This is a genomic window from Phenylobacterium sp. LjRoot219 (genome assembly GCF_964252995.1).
GTDB lineage: Bacteria > Pseudomonadota > Alphaproteobacteria > Caulobacterales > Caulobacteraceae > Phenylobacterium.
In genome coordinates this window covers 79,490-99,891 of record NZ_CAXUQI020000002.1, presented here as the reverse complement: position 1 = coordinate 99,891, position 20,402 = coordinate 79,490, and the positions used below count along the sequence as shown (strand labels likewise).

Genomic DNA, 20,402 nt, shown 5'->3' with positions numbered 1-20,402 from the left:
CGTCCGAGGTCAACGGCGCGAGTACACCAGCATGCGATTGCCCCCGTTCCTGCGCGAGCCGCTGGTGGTGTTCGCCGCCCTCGGCGGCGCCTTCTTCGGGATCTATCACCTGTCCACCGCCGACCAGCGGGTGATCGAGGTGAGCAAGGCCGCGCAGGACAGCCTGGCGGACGACTACAAGGTGCTCACCGGCAAGCCCGCCGACGCCGCCGAACGCCGCCGGCTGGTCGACGAGTACGTCGCGGGCGAGGTGCTGTTCCGCGAGGCGATCGCGCGCGGCATGCACCTGACCGACAAGGAGACCAAGGAGCGGCTCACCGACAAGATGCGGTTCCTGATCACCGGCTCGCCGGCCGAGCCGACCGAAGAGCAGTTGATCGACTTCTACGCCGAGCACCTCGATCTCTACCGCTCGGAGCCGAAGGTCTCGTTCGACCACGTCTTCTTCCAGTCCGCCCCGGATGGCGCGCCCAGGCTGCTGAAGGTGCTCAACGCCGGCGGCCAGGTGGCCGGCGACGAGTTCTGGATGGGCCGGCAGATGGTCAGCTACGGCCAGAGCATGCTGCGCGGGATGTTCGGGCAGGCCTTCCTGGACGAGCTGGAGCATGCGCCGAAGGGCGCCTGGATCGGGCCGGTGACCTCGATCCGTGGCGTACACTTCGTGCGGCTCAACGGCCGGGACGAACCCCAGCTGATGGATTACGCCCAGGTCCGCGACCAGGTGATCCAGGACTGGAACGCCCAGCAGATCGAGACGGCGCTGGCCGTCCAGATCAAGCCCCTCAAGCAGAAGTACGACATCCATGTCGCGCGTTAGACGCCTGGCGCGGCTGGTCGCGGCGGTCTGCCTGACGGCGCTGTGGGTCTGGGCCGGCGCGGCGCAGGCCGACGTGTTCCGCGCGGTGCGGTTCGACTTCGTCCGCGGCGAAGCCCAGGGCGCCTATGAGCTGAGCGTCGCGCTGCCGCAGACCGCAGCCAACCTTGCAGCCCTGCAGTATCCCGAACAGTGCCGGCAGGTCGGCGCTGAACGGCAGGCCTCCGGCGGCCAGCTGCTGTTCGCCTTCGAGATCCAGTGCGACGGGCCGCTGAAGCCCACCGACACCATCCTGGTCCCCTGGTCGCTGGACGGCGCGCTGTTCGCCTCCGGCCTGACGGGATCGAACGACAGCATGGCGGTGGAGACCACCGACCAGGGCGCCGAGCTGCCGATCGGGCGCACGGCCGTGGTCGCCCGCAGCGTTTCGCAGGTCGCCGCCGACTACCTCTGGCAGGGCTTCGTCCACATCCTGATGGGCTGGGACCACTTGGCCTTCGTGCTGTCCCTGTGCCTGCTGACCCGCGGGAAGACCCTGCTGCTGCTGGTGACCACTTTCACGCTCGGCCACTCGCTGTCGCTGGCGCTGGCCTTCTTCGAGGTGTTGAAGATCCCGGTGCCGCCGGTCGAGGCGGTGATCGCCCTGTCGATCGCCTTCATGGCGCGCGAGGCGCTGATGCGCGAGGCGGGGAGCAGGGAGAGCGCGGCCGCCCGCGCCCGCTACGTGGCGGTCGTCGGCGCTTTCGGCCTGCTGCACGGCCTGGGGTTCGCCAGCGTGCTGGGCGACCTCGGCCTGGTGCAGGCCGAGCGGGTTCCCGGGCTGATCTTCTTCAACCTCGGCGTCGAGGCCGGCCAGCTGGCCTTCGTCGCCGTCGTCAGCGCGGTGATGTGGGCCGCAGCGCGGATCCGGATCGCCGAGCCGGCCCGGATCGCCGCCCTGCACGCCGCGGGCGTGGTCGGCGCCTTCTGGGTGTTCGAGCGCGTCACCGGCTTCCTGCCCGGACTGAGTTGAGTACCCCCCATGCGTCTGATCGCCATGCTTCTCTGCAGCGCCGCGCTGAGCGCGGTCGCGCCCGTCGCCGCGGCGGCGGAGAAGGAGGCCGAGGTCGAGGCGCTGACGGTCTGGGGGCGCGGCCTGGATCTGGTCGGGGTCGCCCGCTCCGGGTCCGAGGGGGTGGTCGGCTACCAGGACCTGCAGAACCGCCCGCTGCTGCGGGTCGGCGAGCTGCTGGAGAACGTCCCCGGCCTGATCGCCACCCAGCACTCCGGGACCGGCAAGGCCAACCAGTACTTCCTGCGCGGCTTCAACCTCGACCACGGGACCGACCTGTCCGCCGCGATCGACGGCGCGCCGATCAACATGCGCACCCACGCCCACGGTCAGGGCTACCTCGACCTGAACTTCATCATCCCCGAGCTGGTCGAGAAGATCGCCTACCGCAAGGGCCCCTATGCCGCCGACGTCGGCGACTTCTCGACCGCCGGCTCGGTCGCGCTGACGACCTATGACGCCCTGCCGGAAAGCTTCATGCAGGTCACGCTGGGGGAGTTCGGCTACGCCCGGGCGCTGGGCGCCGGCAGCTTCGCCGCGGCGGGCGGCGACCTGCTACTGGGCGTCGACGTGAACGCCTCCAACGGGCCCTGGCTGCTGGACGAGGACCTCCGCCGGGTCAGCGCGATGGCCAAGTACAGCGCCGACGTCGGAGCCGGCCGGCTGCGGATCGCGGCGAGCGGCTACAGCGCCGACTGGACCGCCACCGACCAGGCGCCGCTGCGCGCCGTCGAGTCCGGGCTGATCCCGCGCAACGGCTATATCGACCCGGACCTCGGCGGGCGCAGCCGCCGCTGGTCGCTGACGGCGAGCTACGACTCCGAGGCATGGCAGGCCACGGGCTACCTGATCGGCTCCGACTTCCGGCTGACCTCGAACTTCACCTACCTGCTCGAAGACCCCGACGCCGGCGACCAGTTCCAGCAGCGCGAGCGTCGCACCGTGGTGGGCGGCGCGCTGGTCCGCAACTGGCGCACCGACTGGGCGGGCCTGTCGGCCTTCGTGCGGGTCGGCGCTGAGGCGCGCTATGACGACATCGGCGCGATCGGCCTCTATCGCAGCGTCGCCGGCCAGGCGACGGCCCCGGTGCGGGCGGACGCGGTGGAGGAGTACAGCCTCGGCGCCTTCGTCGACGCCGAGCTGCGGCTGACCGAGGCGTTGCGGGCGACCGTCGGCCTGCGTGGCGACGCCTATGGCTACGACGTGCGGGCCGGCCTGCCGGCCAACAGCGGCGACGGCTCGGACGGCATCCTCTCGCCGAAGTTTTCGTTCGCCTGGCGCGCGGCCGAGCCACTCGAGGTCTACGCCAACTACGGCCGGAGCTTCCATTCCAACGACGTCCGTGGCGCGGCCATCCAGGTCGATCCGGTGAGCGGCGAGCCGGCGGCGCGCGTCGACCTGCTGGCCAAGGCCGAGGGCGCCGAGCTCGGCGCGCGGTTCAGCCGGGGCGAGCTGAACCTCAGTTTGGTGGGCTTCTGGCTGGATCTCGACTCCGAGCTGGTGTTCGTCGGCGACGCCGGCGGCACCGAGCCGAACGCGGCGTCGCGCCGCTTCGGGATGGAGTTCGCCGGCTTCTGGCGGCCGCTCGACGCGCTGACGCTAGACCTGTCGGCGGCCTACACCCACGCCCGGCTGCGCGGCGCCCCCGTAGGCGAAGACCGCATCCCGCAGTCGGTCGGCGCCGTGGTCGGGGCCGGTGCGGTGTGGCAGGTGACCGACGCGCTGAAGACCGCCGTGCGGGTCCGCCACCTGGGCCCCGCGCCGCTGGTCGAGGACGGCTCGGTGTTCTCCGAGTCGACCACCCTGGTGAGCCTCGGCGCCTACTACACTGTCGGGCGCGTCCAACTCGGGCTCGACGTCTTCAACCTGTTCGACGCCCGGGACGCGGACATCACCTATTTCTACGAGTCGCGGTTGCCGGGAGAGGCGACCGGCGTCGAGGACATCCACTTCCACCCGGTGGAGCCGCGGCAGGTCCGGGCCTCTCTGCGGATCAACTTCTGAGATGGCGGCCGGCGACATGACGGGGACCGAGTTCGCCGCCGCCCGACGCGCGGCGGTGGCGGCGTTGAACGGCCGCGACATGCTGCAGCTGGGACGCTCGGCCCAGGCGATGATCGCCGCCCGGCCGCAGGAGGCTGACGGCCACTTCTTCTTCGGCCTGGCCGCCGAGGCGATCGGCCGGGTGAGCCTGGCGTTGCAGGCGATCGAGGAGGCGGCGCGGCTGTCGCCGAAGCCCGAATATTTCGCACAGCGCGCCCGGCTGCTGCTGCTGCTCCGGCAGGACGCGGCGGCGCGGAAGTCCGCGCATGCGGCCGCAGCGCTGGCCCCGCGAGATGCGTCGACCCTCGACACCATCGGCTGCGTGTTCGCCCGGCTCGGCGACCATGCGGCGGCCTTGCCGCCGTTCGAGCGGGCGGCGGCCTTGCAGCCGAACAATCCACAGTTCCGCTTCAACCTGGCCAGCACCCTGGGCTTCCTGGGCCGGACCGCCGAGGCCGAGGGGCACTACGAGGCGATCCTCGCCGTCGATCCGGATTGCGGAAAGGCGCATCTCGCCCTGGCCACCGGCCGCCGGGCGCGGCCCGAGGCCAATCCGGTCGCGCGGCTGACCGCCGCGCTCGGCCGGGCGCGCAATCCCGAGGACGTGCTGCAGATCCGCTACGCCCTGGCCAAGGCCTACGAAGAGCTTGGCGAGCACCGCGCGGCCTTCGCCCAGTTGCACGAGGCCAACAGCCGCCGCCGCCGCGAGCTGGCGCACGACCCGACCTTTGACCGCGCTATCTTCGAGCGGCTTGAGCAGCGCTTCGCCGCGCCGGACTATTTCCAGGGGGCAGGCGCCGCCTCGGCCGCGCCGATCTTCGTGGTCGGACTGCCGCGCACCGGGACGACTCTCGTCGACCGCATCCTGTCGTCGCATCCGCAGGTGCGGTCGGCGGGCGAGCTGCAGGCGATGCCCCTGGCGGTGAAGCTGAGCGGCGGATCGCCGAGCCCGTTCGTCATCGACCCCGAGACGATCGATGCGGCGGCGGCGCTCGCCCCGGCGGCGGTGGCCGAGGCCTATCTGCAGCGCGCCAGCGCCCACCACGGCGCCGGCGGCCGCTTCGTCGACAAGCTGCCGCTGAACTTCCTCTATGTCGGCTACATCGCCCGCGCGTTTCCCAACGCCTCGATCGTCTGCCTGCGCCGCCATCCGCTGGACAGCGTCTGGAGCAACTACAAGCACCTCTTCTCGACCGAGTTCTCCTACTACAACTACTCCTACGACCTGCGCGACGCGGCGGACTACTACCTGCAGTTCGACCGGCTGATGGCCTTCTGGGCGCAGCAGTTCCCGGGCCGGGTGCTGCAGGTGAGCTACGAGGGCCTGGTGGACGCGCAGGAGGCCTGGACCCGCAAGATCCTGCAGCACTGCGCGCTACCCTGGGACGAGGCCTGCCTGCGCTTCCACGAGAACGTTGCGGCGGTCTCGACCCCCAGCGCGGCCCAGGTGCGCCGGCCGCTCTACCGCGACGCGGTCGCCCGCTGGCGCGCCTACGCCGAGGAGCTCGAACCGGCGCGTCGGATGTTCGAGGCCGCCGGCCTGGCGATCGACTGAGCGGGCCTTCCGGGGCGCGACCGCAACCCAGATGTGAGGAGGGAAGGGCGTTACATCCCTAGCGACAAAAGCGCGCCTTGCCAGGACTGGCGGTTCAGGCGAAATCCGGACGGTGAACCTTCACTATGGAGCCGCCGTGCCGCTTCCCGTGCTCGACGTGTTCATCGGCTACGATACGGATGAGATCGTCGCCTATCACGTGCTCTGCCAGAGCATCGCCGAGCGCGCCTCGATCCCCACGCGCTTCACCCCCTTGCACCTCCCCAGCCTCCGTCGCGTGTTCGCCCGCGAACGCCAGCCGGAGCAGTCCACCGACTTCGCCTTCTCGCGGTTCCTGACGCCCTACCTGTCGGGCTACGCGGGCTGGTCGCTGTTCATGGACTGCGACATGCTGCTGCGCGCCGACCTCGCCGAGCTGTTCGCCCTGCGCGACGAGCGTTTCGCGGTCATGGTCTGCAAGCACGACTACACGCCGAAGAGCGACGTGAAGTTCCTCAACAACCAGCAGACCCGCTACGCCAAGAAGAACTGGTCGAGCGTGATGCTGTTCAACAACGCTCGCTGCGCCGCCCTGACGCCGGACTACGTCGCGACGGCCAGCGGGCTGCAACTGCATCAGTTCAAATGGCTCGAGGACGAGGAACTGATCGGCGCCCTGCCGCTGGAGTGGAACTGGCTGGTCGGCGAATACGAGCACAATCCCGCGGCCAGGAACGCCCACTTCACCCTCGGCGGTCCGTACTTCCGCGACTACGCCGAGTGCGACTACGCGGATGAATGGCGGGCCGTCCGCGACCGCACGGTGTCCGCCCGGCAGGACTGAGCGAGCGCCCGCTCAGGCGACGACGATCCGGCGCATCTCGGCCGCCGCCGCGCCGAGCGCAGGCCTCCAGTCGCCGAAGCTGTCGGTCGCACAGAGGCGCGCGTCGGCGAACCACGGCGGCCGCGCTTCGCCGAGCTCGGCCCACGACCCCGGACCGGACACGAACACCACCGGCGCGCCGCAGGCGCCGGCCAGGACGCTGGTGGCGTTCTGGATGGCGACCACGGCGTCGAGCGCCGAACAGAGCGCGGCCAGATCGTCGAGGTCGTCCTTGATGTTCAGCTGCGGCGGCTGGCGGAGCTCGACGCCGCTGAGCTGCGCCAGGGCGGCGAGGTCGGCGGCGCTATCGCCGTACTGGATGTTGACGAACTGCACGCCCGGCGTTCGCAGCAGCTCGGCCCAGTCCTGCAGCGCCGGGGCGCGACGCTGGCTCTCGGCGGAGGTCTTGCCCCGTCGCCAGGTGAGGCCCACCGCCGGGCGATCGCCCAGCCACGCCTTCCAGTGCGCGACCCGGGCCGGGTCCGGCCTCAGGTAGGGCGCACGCGGGAAGTCGGTGACGGCGCGCCGATAGCGCTGCGCCAGCGAGGCCAGCGGCGTCCAGAGGTCGACGCGGCCCTTCACCGGGGCCTTGGTCTGGCGCAGCGGGCGCTTGCCGGCGCGCGGGGTGGCGTGCGCGCAGACCTCGGCCGCCGGGAAGCTCCGCTGCACCAGCTCGACCAGGCGGGCCTCCACCGCCAGGATCAGCCGTCCGTCCGGTCCCAGCTCGTCGATCAGGTCGGGCAGGGTGTTGGCGAACATGATCTCGTCGCCGACGCCCTGTTCGGCGAGCACCAGGATGCTGCGGCCGCTCAGCGAGTCCGCTGGGGCGAGGCGCCGGCCTAAGCCCTGGAAGGCCACGGATTTCGGCCAGTCGGGCGAGAGCCGTCGTTCATAAAGCGCCCAGCCCGCCGCCAGATCGCCGCGGGCGAGCACCAGGGTCGCCAGCGAGAATTCGATGGTCGCCCGCTCGGACGCCTTGCGGGTCAGCTTGCAGGCGGCCTGGAAGTCGTCTTCGGCCTCGCGCAGCCGGCTCAGATCGCACAGCGCCAGGCCGCGGTTGTACAAGGGGCCCGGCAGTTTCGGGTCCAGCCGGATCGCTTCGTCGAAGAAGGTCAGGGCGTCGGCCGCGCGGCCCGCATAGGTCAGGGCGAGCCCGAGCGTCGTCCAAAGCCGCGGCTCTTGCGGATGGATGGCCAGCGCCGCCTTCAGCACTTCGATGGCCTCGGCGAACCGCGCCGCGTCGACCAGGGCGCGGGCATGGCCGAGCAGGGTGGCGCAACCGCTCGGATCGACCAGGCTCAGATGCCCCCAGAGCCGGACCGCGTGGTCGAGCATGTCGAGCTGGCTGGCCAGTTCCGCGACCGCCGTCAGCACTTCAGGGTCCTGCGGGGCGAGCGCGAGCGCTTCCTGGTAGGCGTCGAAGGCGCCGGCGAGGTCACCCTCGCGCTCCAGGCGCGCCGCCTTCAGGCGTAGAGGCTTCGCGGCGAGCGAGGCTCGCGCACCCAGATCCAAGACCACGAGGTCACTCGCCTCCCATGCGTGGGGGCGACGAAATGACCTCCGCCCACTGGGCGGCGATCGTCGCCGGGGCGTACCGCTCGGCGATGTAGGCCTGGGCCTCGCCGACCAGGCCCGGGATCTCGCCGCAGTAGGCGTCCAGCCAGCGGCATCCGTCGGGCAGGCTGCCGCCGACCGGAGTCCAGCGGCCGAACGGCGCATAGGACGGCAACGGCTGGGCGACGACGGGCTTGCCGGCCCACAGGGCCTCGATCATTCGGTTAGCGGACTTCACCTGCTTGGTCGCGCCCTGCAGCGTCGGGATGATCACCGCGTCGCAATCGCCGAGCGCCCGCCACTGCGCCGCCAGCGACCATGTCTGCACCGCCAGCTGGAAATGCTGCCCGAAGTGGCTGTTGATCTGCTCGGCCAGCTCGATCAGCGCCGTCGTCGGCTGGGTCAGCACGGTGAGCGCCAGCGGACGTTCCTGGGCGTAGGCGACGAGGTCCGACAGGCTGGCGTGCAGGGTGTCGAGATTGCTCGGGTGGCCGTACCAGAGCAGTTGCAGCGTGGCCGACGGCGCGAACCGAGGTGCGCCCTTCGGCCCCTCGAACGGATCTTCGATGACGACCGGCGCGGACGCCGCGTGGCCGGCGGCGGCGGCGGCCATGTCCGCCGTGTTGCAGACCACCTGATCGGCGAGCGCCGACATCGCCCGGTAGTGCGGTCCGTACTGCGGGTGGTCGTAATGGTTGTCGCAGACATCGAACAGCACCCGCAGGCCACGGCTCTTGGCGCGCTCCGCCAGGGCCTCGTTCCGCGCCAGGAAGCTCTTGGAGAAGACGATGGCGTCGGCGTCCAGGGCGCGCTGGTCGTCGTCCGTGGGACTGGCCTGGGTGATCGAGAACAGCTGGTGTGACCAGCCGGTCCCTTGCATGGCCCGGGTCGGGATCAGGACCCGGTAGCGAACGCTCGCCAGATCGGACCCCAGGGTTCCGTCGGCGGCCTGCGTATGTGACCCAAAGGTTACCCAGCTAACTCTCATTGGCGCCCTTGGACGTCATCCGTGCGCGACCCGACGCGGTCAGCTGCAGCCTAGAGGTGTTCGAACCGCTCTCAAAAGGCCGTGCGTACAGGCGCGGTGAGCAAGTGCGGCGGGTGGCCCGTCGCTACTGCTTTTGCGGTTCCGGCGTCTTGGGATCGTGCTTCGCGTTCGACGCCAAGGCCTGTTCGCCAGCGGCGGCGGATCCCGTCCCCGAGCGTTGAGGGGAAGTCTCGCTGATCTTTGGCTTGTCCGGCTTCGGGAACGGAACCGGGCTGGCGCTCAAGGTGCTCAGGTACGCAATGACGTTGGCGCGGTCCTGCACCCTGCGCAGGCCGTTGAAGGCCATCTTGTTGCCCGGGACAGCCTTCGCCGGATTGGTCAGATAGGCGTCGAGCCGCTCGTAGGTCCAACTGCCGGCCTGCGCCTTCATGGCGCCGGAATAGGCAAACGCCCCGTGCCCGGCGACATCCCGCCCGACCACTCCCCAGAGGCCCGGACCCGTGCGGTCCTGGCCGCCTTGGTCGAAGGTGTGACAGGAGGCGCAGACCTTTGCGGTCTGCTGCCCTTTCGCTACGTCCGCCGCTGCGAGCGCGGTCGCCAGGTCGATCTGCGGGGCCGGCGCGGCGAGGCCTGGCGGCCCTTCGGGGCTCGCCGGAACCACGGCTTTCTCGATGTTGCCCATGTAGCCGCGAAGCGTCGCGCGGCCATCCGGCCCGCTCAAGCCGGCCGGCCAGCTCCGCTGGAGGGAGCCGAGATCGACGGGGGGTTCACTCACGCCGGCGACCTTGTAGGCGGGTTCGGCGAGGTAGGTCTCGGGATAGACGAGGCCGGTGAGCCCATGAAGCGCCCAGATCACGAGCGCGGTCCCCGTGAACGCCGCGCCGAATTTGAGTTTTTCCCAGCCGCCCATCACCCGCACCCGTTGTCTTCAGGCGTTGTCTGCTGTGCGTTCCTCGGTTTTCGAGCCGGGCCCATGCGATCCAGATCCGTCAAGGACCTTTGCCGAAGAAGATTATCCGCGTCCAGAACATGTAGTCGGATTCAAGGGCCATCAGCAGGACAAGGGTCCCCAAGCAGAGCGGCGGGACGAGGATGGCGTATATCAGGGCGAGGCGTTCCCAGGCCATGTGCATGAAGATGGCGACGATCAATCCCGCCTTCAAAATCATGAAGGTCAGGATGAGCACCCACCTGAGTACGCCCTCGACCTGAAAATAATCGACGAGGTAGGACATCGCGCTGAGGACGAACAGATAACCCCAGACCTTCAGGTAGAGGCTGATGGGATGCTGGCGCCCCGAGGCGTGATCAGCCGTCGATACCTTGACGGCGGCCGTCTCGTGCAACGACACCGGCTTGGGGGCGGCGTGGCCCGCCGGCGGGGCGATGCGTTCGGCGACGTTGTCCTTCTCGATCGTCATCCTTTTTCACCCTTACCAAAGGTAGAAAAATGCGAAGATGAACACCCACACGAGATCTACGAAGTGCCAATACAGCCCGGCGATCTCAACGACCTCGTAGTTTCCCTTCCGTTCGTAATGTCCGCGCGCGACCTTGGATGCGATGATCGCCAGGTAGATCACGCCGGCCGACACATGCAGGCCGTGAAAGCCGGTGATCATGAAGAAGCAGGAGCCGAACTGCGGGGCCCCCATGGGGTTGGCCCAAGGGCGCACGCCTTCAGATATCAACTTCGTCCATTCGAAGGCCTGCATGCCGACGAAGGTCGCGCCGAACACCACGGTCGCGAGCATCAGCAGCGTCGTCATCCGCCGATTGCGGCGATAGGCGAAGTTCACCGCCATCGCCATCGTCCCGCTGCTGCTGATCAGGACGAAGGTCATGATGGCGATCAGGATGAGCGGGATCGGCTGGCCGCCAATGTTCAGCGCGAAGACTTCGCTCGGGTTGGGCCACGTCGCCGTCGTCGACGCCCGCATCGTCATGTAGGAGGTCAGGAAGCACGAGAAGACGAAGGTGTCGCTGAGCAGGAAGATCCACATCATGGCCTTCCCCCAGTGGACCTGCTTGAAGACCTCCTGATCCGACGACCAGTCGGCGGCCAGGCTGCGCAAGCCCTGGGGGGCGGGGATGCTGTCTGCGGTCTCGGTCGATGTGGTCGGTGTCATCTTTGGTTCACCAACAAGATCCCGAACATCACCAGCCAGACCAGCAACAGGAAGTGCCAGTAGACCGCGCACAGGTCGACGCTCTGCCTGACCTCGGCCGTTTCGCTGCCCGCCAAGACCTTGGCGGTCGTTCGGCCCCATACCGCCAGGCCGCCCAGCAGATGCAGGCCGTGTAGCGCGGTGATCAGGTAGAAGAAGGCGCTCATGGTCGTGGCGGTCAGGCCGCAACCGGCGTCCTCGAGTTGCCGCCAGACGGTCAGTTGGCCCACCAGGAAGACCAAGGCGAGGCCGCCGCCGGCGATGAGGCCCGTCCGCAAACCCGCCATCTGTCCGCGGTGGCCGGCGGCGCGCGCCCATTCCCAGGCCGCGCTGCTGAGGATCAGGACGCCGGTGTTGAACCACAACAGCGGCGGCCAATACATCGGCTTCCAGTCGGCCGGCTGTCCCGTGCTCAGCCCATGATCGCCCATGCGCATGACCAGGGAGACTGCGATCAGCAGGAACATGACGGTGGCGACGCCGAAATAGACCCGCAGACCAACCGCCGCCGCGGGCAGGGACTGCAGCCCCCCGCCATCCTGTCCGGTCAGGGGATCCAGGCCCGGCGCCAGCCAGGGTTTCTCAGTCAGTCTACCTAGAACGCCCACAGCTCATCCTCCGAAGGGATTTCAGGTCGCGTGGCGAGAATTCACTTGGTCAGGCGGAACATTCTGCGGAATGAAATCTTGTGGCGCGCCTGGCACGCTGTAGTCGTAGGCCCAGCGATAGACGACGGGCAGCTTCGGCCCCCAGTTGCCGTGACCCGGCGGGGTCTGCGGCGTTTGCCATTCCAGCGTCGTCGCGCCCCAGGGATTGGGGTCGGCCTTGGGGCCTTTGAACAGGCTCCAGATCATATTGTAGAAGAACAGCAACTGGGCGACGCCGACGAGCAAGGCGGCGATGGTGATCCATTCGTTGGCCAGATGCGCCGAAGGCGGAATGAACGCCGTCTCGCCCAGCGCATAGTAGCGCCGCGGCACGCCGAGGAAGCCCAGGTAGTGCATCGGCAGGAAGATCGCGTAGGTGCCGAGGAAGGTGACCCAGAAGTGGATCTGGCCGAGGGCCACGTTCCACATCCGCCCGGTGATCTTGGGGTACCAGTGGTAGATCGCCCCGAAGATCACCAGCACCGGCGAGACGCCCATCACCATGTGGAAATGGCCGACCACGAAGAAGGTGTCGGACAGCGGCACATCCACGCTGACGTTGCCGAGGAACAGGCCGCTCAATCCGCCGTGGATGAAGGTGAAGATGAAGCCGATGGCGAACAGCATCGGCACTCTGAGGTGAATGTCGCCACGCCAGAGCGTCAGCAGCCAGTTGTAGACCTTGATCGCGGTGGGGACGGCGATGATCAGCGTCGAGGTCGCGAAGAAGAACCCGAAGTATGGGTTCATCCCGCTGACATACATGTGGTGCGCCCACACGAACATGCTCAGGGCGCCGATCACGACGATCGCCCACACCATCATCCTGTAGCCGAAGAGGTTCTTCCGGGCGTGGGTGCTGATGAGATCTGAGACGATGCCGAAGGCCGGCAACGCGACGATGTAGACCTCGGGGTGGCCGAAGAACCAGAACAGGTGCTGGAACAGGATCGGGCTGCCGCCGCTGAAGTTGGTCTGCTGGCCCATCGACACCAGCGACGGCATGAAGAAGCTGGTGCCGACAGCCCGGTCGAGCATCATCATGACGGCGGCGACGAACAGCGCCGGAAACGCCAACAGCCCGAGGATCGCCGCGACGAAGATCCCCCAGACCGAGCAGGGCATGCGCATCAACGTCATGCCGCGGGTGCGGGCCTGCAGCACGGTGGTGACATAGTTCAGGCCGCCCATGGTGAAGGCGACGACGAAGATCGCCAGGGAGGCCAGCATGAGGATGATGCCCCAGTCCCGGCCCGGGGTGCCCTCGAGAATGGCCTGGGGCGGATAGAGCGTCCAACCGGCGCCGGTCGGTCCGCCGGGCGCAAAGAAGCTCGCCACCAGCACCAGCACGGCCAGCAGGTAGACCCAGTAGCTGAGCATGTTGACGAACGGGAACACCATGTCTCGCGCGCCGATCATCAGCGGGATCAGGTAGTTGCCGAATCCCCCGAGCAGCAAAGCTGTCAGCAGATACACCACCATGATCATGCCGTGCATGGTGAGGAACTGCAGATAGGCGCTGGGGGTGATGAACTTGAAGGCGTCCGGGAAGCCCAGCTGCAGCCGCATCAGATCGGACAGCACCAAGGCGACCACGCCGATCGCGATCGCCGTCAGCGAATATTGCAGGGCGATGACCTTGTGATCCTGGCTCCAGACGTACTTCCCGACCCACGTCTTCGGGTGGTGCAACGGCCTGGTGTCGTCGGCGATCGTGGTGGAGGTCATTGCGCTCCTCAATTCGCTGATGGGGCCGTGGCGGCGACGTTTCCGGCCTGCGCGGCGTCAGCCGGAACCTCCGCCATCAGTTGCGCGAAGGTCGGCTGTTCGCTCAGCCAGGCGTCGAAGGCAGGCTTTTCGTCGACGATCATCGCGCCGCGCATCGTGTAGTGGCCGACCCCGCAGAGCTCGGCGCACAGAATGTCGTAGGTTCCGGTGTGGGTCGGCGTGAACCAGAAATAGGTGATCATGCCGGGCACCAGATCCATCTTGGCGCGGATCTGGGGCACGAAGAAATTGTGCAGCACGTCTTTCGACCGCAGGACGACTTTAACCGGCCGGCCAAGTGGAAGGTGGACTTCGTTGCTTTCGACCAGCACGTCGTCCCGTCCGAACGGATCGTCGGAATTGAGGCCGAAGGGATTGTCGGGGCTGACCTGTCGCGAATTGACCGTCCCCAGGACGCCGTCTTTGCCGGGGAACCGGAAGCTCCACTGCCATTGCTGGCCCACGGCTTCGACGACCGCCGCGTCCTTCGGCACCGTGACGAATTCCTTCCAGGCGATCAGGCCGGGCGCCAGCAGGGCGGCGATCCCGATCGCCGTCCAGATCGTGAGCCGCCGCTCGAGGGTCACGCTTTCGGGGTCGTAGTGGGCCCGATGGCCCTGGCGATGCCGGTAACGGTAGATCGAGTAGGCCAGGAACAGGTTCAAGATGACGAAGAAGAACCCGCAGACCCACAGGGTGACGTGAAGGGCGTTGTCGATCGATCGCCAGTTGGACGCCAACGGCGTCAGCCACCACGGCGACAGGATTTGAAACGCAATCGAGAGCAGGACCAGTACAACTATGACAATTGCTATAGCCATGAATTGTCTCGCCTAACGTCGCGCGCAGTGGCCTCGAGGTTCCGTGAGCGGTCGGAGATAGGGGCGATCAGCGTCGCGCAGTGTCGGGCTCAGTCCGGCGCTGGAGGCGCAATTCCGGGTGTGTTGGGTTGCGCGGGCGGCGCCGCTTGTCCGGGATCGCAACGGAGCCAGCGCAGATCGCCGCGTGCCCACTTCAACGCGGCCGCGAAGACCCCCGCCGATACGGCGTTGCTGAGCTTGTTCTTGTACCAATGCCGCCCGGGTCATCATCGACACCCTGCGCCAAGAGGAAGCTGCGCCGAGGTGCGCAGAACGTCACCATAACACGGTTCTCCGGCCAAGCGAGCGGGGTTTGGGCGGCGCTGCCGGGCGATTGCGGGCTTTACCCATGTTAACCGCCTGCGAGTGTCAGCCCGGCGATCGGCCAAACGAAAAGGGGCGCCTCTCGCGAGGCGCCCCCGTCCGTCCTGGGCGTCTGTGTTCTCTAGTAGTGGTAGCGCAGGTCCACCCCGACCGTGCGCGGCCGCAGCACGCCATGGGCGTAGTAGCGCTTGGTGACGCCGTCGATCTGGCCGACCGAACCGAAGTCGTTGCTGACCGCGACCACCGCGTACTCGTTGAAGAGGTTGTCGGCGAACAGCGTGGCTTCCCAGTTGTCGCGGGCGACCCCGATCGAGGCCTTGCTGACCCAGTAGTCCGGCAGCACCTCGCCGTCCCCGCGCAGGCCGATCTTGGAATAGATCTCGCCGGTGTAGATGGCCGAGTAGTTCGCGGTCAGGTTCATGCCGTTGTCGAGCGGCCGGTTGTAGGCGACCGTGAAGGCCCCGGAGTGCTTGGGCGTGCCGGGCAGGCGGTCGCCGGAGAAGACGTCGTCGGTGCCGTCGACCACGTCAGGCGCACCGGAGGTCAGCTTGGCGTCGTTGTAGCTGTAGTTGCCGCTCAAGGTGACGCCGTCGGTCACCCGGGCGTTGAACGACATCTCCAGGCCCTGCGACTTCGCCTTGGCGGCGTTGCCGGTGATGCCCACGGCGCCGTTCACCGTGCGGCTGGACACCTGCACGTCGTCCCAGTCGATGTGGTAGATCGAGCCGTTCACCGCCACGCGCCGGTCGAAGAACCGCGCCCGCAGGCCGAGTTCCTTGTTCAGCGTCTTGTCCGGGGTGAAGAACAGCTCGTTCGGCAGGGCGCAGACGTTCTGGCCGGCGGGCAGCGGGACCGGGCAGGGGGCCACCCGGTTCACGCCGCCGATGCGGTAGCCGTTGCTGACGGTCGCATAGACCATCAGGTCGTCGCTGAATTTGTACGAAGTGTTGAACTTGTAGACCATCCCATTGTCGGAGGTGTCGCCGCTGCGCACCCGGTAGTTGATCGCCGGATAGACGGTGCGGATCAGCGGCGTCGCCGTGCCGCCGGTGATGGTGGCGGTGTACTCGAAATAGCGGGCGCCGGCGGTCAGCTGCCAGGCGTCGGTCACCTGGTAGGTCGCCTCGCCGAACACCGCCTTTTCCTCGGTCTTCGACTTGGTGAACGAGGCGTACTCGATGTTGTCCGGCCGGAAGACGCCGAGGTACTCCGGCAGCCCCGGGGCGATTTCGAACGAGAAGGTGTCGGTCTTGAACTCGTTGTAGAAGCCGCCGACCGCCCAGTTCAGCGGGCCGCCGTGGGTCGAAACCAGGCGAAGTTCCTGGTTGAACTGTTTGTAATCGTTGCCGCCTAGCGTGTAGGCGTTGAAGTTCGGGAACAGCTGGTAGCCGTAGTCGAGGTCCAGCAGCAGGTCGGTCTGGTCGCCGGTCGTCCGGACCTTCTGCTTCGAGTAGGCCGTCGCCGACACCAGTTCGGCGACGTCGAATAGCCCGGCCTTCACCTCCATGCTGTAAAGGGTCGCCGTGCGCCGCGACGGCTCTTCGAAGCGCCAGGGGGCTTCGTACTTGCCGCTCCCCAGCACGCCGACGCCGTTGGCCTGGCGGCCGTGGGTCTGGGTGTCCTGGAACAGGTAGTTGAAGTTCACCTCGAAGTCGTCGTTGGCCCGCACCAACAGGCTCTGGCGGGTGGTGAAGGTCTCCTCGTCGTTGAGGTCCTTGCGCTTGCGCAGGTTGGCGTTGACCGCCGCCGGATCGCTGAAGTCCGGCTCGGGGTCGGACACGCCCGGCGTCCGCAGCAGATAGGGATAGTCCATGAAGCCGGGGTCGTCGAAGTAGCCGACCACGCTGCGCCAGGCGATGTGGTCCTTCACGATCGGGACGTTCAGCGCAAAGTCGCCGCTCCAGCCGAGGTTGGAGCTCTTCGACAGGCTGTAGCCGCGGGCGTGCACGTCGACGCTGAAGTCGTCGGTGTCCGGCCGCCGCGGCAGGTAGCGGACCGCGCCGGCCATCGTGCCCTGGCCGTAAAGCGTGCCTTGCGGGCCGAGCAGGATTTCGACCCGGTCGATGTCCAGCAGTTTGAAGTCGAGATAGAGCGGCACTTCGCCGAGGTAGGTGGCGACCGATTTCGACGTGTTCTCGCCGGTGACCGAGGTGTTGTTGGCGCTGAGGCCGCGCACGATCATCGTGCCGGTGCCGCGCGGGCCGGTGTCCTGCATGGTGACGCCCGGGGTGAAGGCGGCCAGCTCGCGCATGTTGTCGAGCCGCTGCGCCTCGATGGCGTCGGCGCTGACCGCCGTCATGTTGATGGACACGTCCTGCAGGTTCACCGCCCGCCGGGTGCCGGTGACCACCAGCTCTTCCATGACGGCCTGGTCTTCCTGCGCCAGACTCGGCGTGGCCAAGCCCAACCCGGTGAGGATACTCGCCGACAGCAAGTAGTGCTTAAGCCCCATGATAAACCCCTCTGCGCCTGGGAAGAGAACTTCCCTGCATCCGTTCGTGGAGGGGGCTCCTGGAGGCGGTCAGGCCCGTAACTCGCAGTAATTTCTGCGGGTTCTAAGGACGACTGTTCACGCCAACTGGCTGGTCCTGTGTCGGACCTTCGCCTGTGGAGCCTCCCGATGCTGACGACCTTAGGGAGCCCGCATCAGGGCTTGTATGCGCCGTTTGACGTAGGCCGGGCCGGCGGCCGGGCCGGGGCCGGCGACTACGTCAAACGGCGCATTCGCTGTCGGCTGCGCCCCTCCTAGCTTCGGCACGTTCCGCCCGACCTTCAGGCGGCCGGGGCGTGCGCGTACCGCGCCTTGAGTGATGAGGACGGCCTGCATGAGGATGGGGACGACGGCTTTGCGTAAGAGATCTCTTGCCCACGCCCTACTGGTGACGACCGCCGCCGGTCTGGCGCTCCTGGTCGCGCAATCGGCGTCGGGCCAGGGCGCCCCGGCCCGGGCGGGCCCCGCGGCGTCGCCCAGCGACCTCGAGCCGGTGGAGATCCCGGCCGACCTGCAGGCGAAGCTGAGCGTCCTGCCGAAGGAGAAGCTCGACTTCATCCGCAGCGGCAAGGGCTCGCGCTACGTGCGGCCGGAGCGGCTGTTCGAGAAGCTGCGGACCATCAACGGGCCGCAGCTGGTCGCCTATGTCGATGCGATCATCTCGGTGGCCGAGGCGGGCGAGTTCAAGGCTGGCCGCGACAAGGCGACGATCCCGCTGAACAAGAACTCGCCGACCTTCAACGCCTGGAAGGTCAAGCGGCCGCAGACGATGAACCCCAAGCGCGAGCCCGGCCCGATCGAGCTCGGCAAGTATGTCGGCGGCTTCGGCGGCGGCATCCCGACCTTCGCCAATGCGCCGGTGGCGATGACCCCGGAAGACCTGGTCGCCGGCAAGGTCGACGTCGCCATCGTCGGCGCGCCGCTGGACATGGGCTCAGGCTGGCGCGACGCCCTGCACGGCCCGGTGATGATCCGCGCCGCCGGCGGGGCCAACGGCAACGACATGTACTCCATGGTCAACCCGAGCCAGGAGCTGAAGATCGTCGACTACGGCGACGTCGCGGTCGACAACCTGTCGACCGAGCGCAGCATGCAGCATGTGCGCGAGACGGTCCGCGAGATCGCCAAGACCGGGGCGATCCCGATCGTCATCGGCGGCGACCACAGCCTCGAGTACCCCAACCTCGCCGGGATCACCGACGTGCTGGGGAAGGGCAACGTCGGGGTGGTGCACTTCGACTCCCACTACGACGCCGGCCGCGACCGGGTGCACCTGATCGACCACGGCCAGCCGGTCTACCGGGTGATCAACGAGGGCCACGTGCCGGGCAAGAACTACGTCCAGGTAGGCCTGCGCGCCCGCAGCCCGGACACCAAGACCTTCCAGTGGATGCGCGACCAGGGGATGCGCTACCACACCATGGTCGACGTCGAACGCCGCGGCTGGGAGGCGGTGATGAACGACGCCGTCGCCGAGGCCAAGCAGTCCGGCAAGAAGCTCTGGATCTCCTTCGACATCGACGTGCTCGACCCGGCCTTCATGCCCGGGACCGGCACCCCCGTGCCGGGCGGCCTGACGATGCGCGAGGCCCAGCCGATCGTTCGGCGGCTGTGCGCCGAGAACGACCTCGCGGGCATGGATATCGTCGAATACGCCCCGTACCTCGACCCCAGCTACAAGACCGCGCTGAACAGCAACTTCCTGCTGAACGCCTGCCTCTCCGGCATCGCCATGCGCAAGAAGGGCCTGACCCAGGAACACTACCTCAGCCCGATGTCGTCCATGGACCGACCGGCCGCAGCCGCGGCCGCGCCTGGCCCGAAGCCCGCTGCGAAGGCGGCTCCCGCTGCGAAAGGAACCCGCCGATGAGCGCCACGTCCCGCCGTCTCGGCGCGCTTGCGGTCTGCGCCGCCGCCCTGACCCTGGCGCTGAGCGCCCAGGCGGCCGCGCCCAGCGGCTTTGAGTATCCCGCCGCGCTGGCGCCCAAGCTCGCCGGGCTCAGCCCCCAGGAGCTGGACTTCATCAAGGACGCCAAGCGGCTCGAGCCGTTCGGCCTCACCCCCGAACGGCTGAGCTTCGAACTGGCCAAGCGTGATCCCGCCGCAGTGAAGGCCTATGTGGCGAGCCTGCTGGCGGTCGTCGAGGAGTCCAAGTTCCACGACGGCGACATGAGCGAGATCCCGCTCAATCCGGCTGCGATGTCGTTCAACGGCCCGACCGTGCTGCGCCCGCCGATCATGGACACCACACAGCGCGAGCCGGGGCCGTTCAGCCTGCAGCGCTATCTCCACCAGCGTACCGGCGTGCCGACCTACGCCAACGCGCCGGTCGCGATCCGCAAGGAGGACCTGGCGGCCGGGCAGGTCGAGGTGGCCTTCGTCGGCGTGCCGCTGGACATGAGCTCCGGCTACCGCGACGCCAAGCATGCGCCAACCACCCTGCGGCTGGCGGACGGTCTGCTCGGGTCGGAGGTCGACACGCTGGTCGATCCCTCGCTGGTGCTGCGCCTGGCCGACTACGGCAACCTCGCGGTCGACAACATGAGCTCGGAGCGCACCATCGAGCACGTCCGGGCGATGATCGGCGACATGGCCGCGGTGGGCGCCGCGCCGTTCATCATCGGCGGCGACCGCACGCTCAGCTATCCCGACATCGCGGCGATCGTCGACGTCTACGGCAAGGGCAAGGTCGGCGTGGTGGCGTTCGGCGCCCACGCCGATGCGGCCGCCGAGCATGACCACGAGATCGCCGACTCCATCGCGCTCGGTCGACTGCTGAAGGAAGGGCTGATCGAGGGCGGGAGCCTGGTGCAGATCGGCCTGCGCGGCCCGCAGGCCCGCGCCGACGACCTGCTGCGGCTGCGCGACCTGGGCGTCCGCTACCACACCATGGCCGAGGTCGAGCAGGACGGCTGGGAAGCGGTGATGAGCCGGACCTTGAAGGAGGTTCGCAACGGGCCGGAGAACATCTTCATCTCGTTCGACATCAGCGTGCTGGATCCGGCCGATGCGCCCGGGGCCGGCCGGCCGGTCGCCAACGGACCGACCTTGCGCGAGGTGGTCCCGCTGGTCCGCAGGCTGTGCGCCGAGACCAAGGTGGTGGGCTTCGAGATGCTCGACGTCGCCCCGATCCTGGACCCCACCTACAAGACCGCCCTGAACGCCAATCACGTCATGCACGCCTGCCTGACCGGCATCGCGATGCGCAAGCAAGGCCTGACCAAGCCTGGCTATCTGAACCCCCTCAGCGTCAGCTCCCGCCGCTAAGCGGACGATGG

16 protein-coding genes are annotated in these 20,402 nt (G+C 68.1%); 7 read left to right on the top strand and 9 right to left on the bottom strand.

Annotated elements, in window-relative coordinates:
- Window positions 1–31 precede the first annotated feature (31 nt).
- The 5 genes from ACSQ14_RS18490 to ACSQ14_RS18470 all read left to right on the top strand — a co-directional run bounded on the left by ACSQ14_RS18490 (window position 32) and on the right by ACSQ14_RS18470 (window position 6,286).
- A complete protein-coding gene (locus ACSQ14_RS18490) occupies window positions 32–817 on the top strand; it encodes a peptidyl-prolyl cis-trans isomerase (RefSeq protein ID WP_436015636.1) in 786 nt (261 codons plus the stop codon).
- Entirely contained in the window at window positions 804–1,826 is a 1,023-nt protein-coding gene (locus ACSQ14_RS18485) for a HupE/UreJ family protein (protein ID WP_436015634.1), read from the top strand. Before ACSQ14_RS18490 ends, ACSQ14_RS18485 begins: the two co-directional genes overlap by 14 nt.
- Window positions 1,827–1,835: 9 nt before the next feature.
- Complete coding sequence (locus ACSQ14_RS18480) at window positions 1,836–3,869, top strand: TonB-dependent receptor (protein ID WP_436015632.1); 2,034 nt, start codon at window positions 1,836–1,838, stop codon at window positions 3,867–3,869.
- 16 nt (window positions 3,870–3,885) lie between these two features.
- On the top strand, window positions 3,886–5,463 hold the full coding sequence (locus tag ACSQ14_RS18475) for a sulfotransferase (RefSeq protein WP_436015630.1): 1,578 nt from the start codon (window positions 3,886–3,888) through the stop codon (window positions 5,461–5,463).
- A 136-nt stretch (window positions 5,464–5,599) separates the two neighbouring features.
- Complete coding sequence (locus tag ACSQ14_RS18470) at window positions 5,600–6,286, top strand: hypothetical protein (RefSeq protein ID WP_436015628.1); 687 nt, start codon at window positions 5,600–5,602, stop codon at window positions 6,284–6,286.
- Between the two features lie 12 nt (window positions 6,287–6,298).
- Here ACSQ14_RS18470 and ACSQ14_RS18465 read toward each other — a convergent pair whose 3' ends face one another.
- The 9 genes from ACSQ14_RS18465 to ACSQ14_RS18425 all read right to left on the bottom strand — a co-directional run bounded on the left by ACSQ14_RS18465 (window position 6,299) and on the right by ACSQ14_RS18425 (window position 17,085).
- Window positions 6,299–7,843, bottom strand: coding sequence for a tetratricopeptide repeat protein (locus tag ACSQ14_RS18465; RefSeq protein ID WP_436015626.1), 1,545 nt, complete (start codon window positions 7,841–7,843; stop codon window positions 6,299–6,301).
- A 4-nt stretch (window positions 7,844–7,847) separates the two neighbouring features.
- Entirely contained in the window at window positions 7,848–8,759 is a 912-nt protein-coding gene (locus ACSQ14_RS18460) for a hypothetical protein (protein WP_436015624.1), read from the bottom strand.
- Window positions 8,760–8,991: 232 nt separating this feature from the next.
- Window positions 8,992–9,777 (bottom strand): c-type cytochrome, encoded by a 786-nt coding sequence (locus tag ACSQ14_RS18455; RefSeq protein WP_436015622.1) that lies wholly within the window; start codon window positions 9,775–9,777, stop codon window positions 8,992–8,994.
- 79 nt (window positions 9,778–9,856) lie between these two features.
- On the bottom strand, window positions 9,857–10,288 hold the full coding sequence (locus ACSQ14_RS18450) for a cytochrome C oxidase subunit IV family protein (protein ID WP_436015620.1): 432 nt from the start codon (window positions 10,286–10,288) through the stop codon (window positions 9,857–9,859).
- A 12-nt stretch (window positions 10,289–10,300) separates the two neighbouring features.
- On the bottom strand, window positions 10,301–10,996 hold the full coding sequence (locus ACSQ14_RS18445) for a heme-copper oxidase subunit III family protein (RefSeq protein ID WP_436015618.1): 696 nt from the start codon (window positions 10,994–10,996) through the stop codon (window positions 10,301–10,303).
- Window positions 10,993–11,502: a cytochrome c oxidase subunit 3 gene (locus ACSQ14_RS18440; RefSeq protein ID WP_436015616.1), complete on the bottom strand. Its 510-nt coding sequence runs from the start codon at window positions 11,500–11,502 to the stop codon at window positions 10,993–10,995. The genes ACSQ14_RS18445 and ACSQ14_RS18440 overlap by 4 nt, the downstream gene beginning before the upstream one ends.
- 162 nt (window positions 11,503–11,664) lie before the next feature.
- Entirely contained in the window at window positions 11,665–13,410 is a 1,746-nt protein-coding gene (locus ACSQ14_RS18435; RefSeq protein ID WP_436015614.1) for a cytochrome c oxidase subunit I, read from the bottom strand.
- An 8-nt stretch (window positions 13,411–13,418) separates the two neighbouring features.
- Window positions 13,419–14,270, bottom strand: coding sequence for a cytochrome c oxidase subunit II (locus tag ACSQ14_RS18430; protein ID WP_436015612.1), 852 nt, complete (start codon window positions 14,268–14,270; stop codon window positions 13,419–13,421).
- A gap of 484 nt (window positions 14,271–14,754) precedes the next feature.
- Window positions 14,755–17,085 (bottom strand): TonB-dependent receptor, encoded by a 2,331-nt coding sequence (locus ACSQ14_RS18425; RefSeq protein WP_436015610.1) that lies wholly within the window; start codon window positions 17,083–17,085, stop codon window positions 14,755–14,757.
- A gap of 394 nt (window positions 17,086–17,479) precedes the next feature.
- Here ACSQ14_RS18425 and ACSQ14_RS18420 point away from each other — a divergent pair, with 394 nt between their 5' ends.
- Both ACSQ14_RS18420 and ACSQ14_RS18415 read left to right on the top strand, forming a co-directional pair.
- Window positions 17,480–18,994, top strand: a complete 1,515-nt coding sequence (locus ACSQ14_RS18420) for an agmatinase family protein (protein ID WP_436015608.1) — start codon at window positions 17,480–17,482, stop codon at window positions 18,992–18,994.
- Window positions 18,991–20,391, top strand: coding sequence for an agmatinase family protein (locus ACSQ14_RS18415; RefSeq protein ID WP_436015606.1), 1,401 nt, complete (start codon window positions 18,991–18,993; stop codon window positions 20,389–20,391). The genes ACSQ14_RS18420 and ACSQ14_RS18415 overlap by 4 nt, the downstream gene beginning before the upstream one ends.
- The last annotated feature ends 11 nt before the right edge of the window (window positions 20,392–20,402 follow it).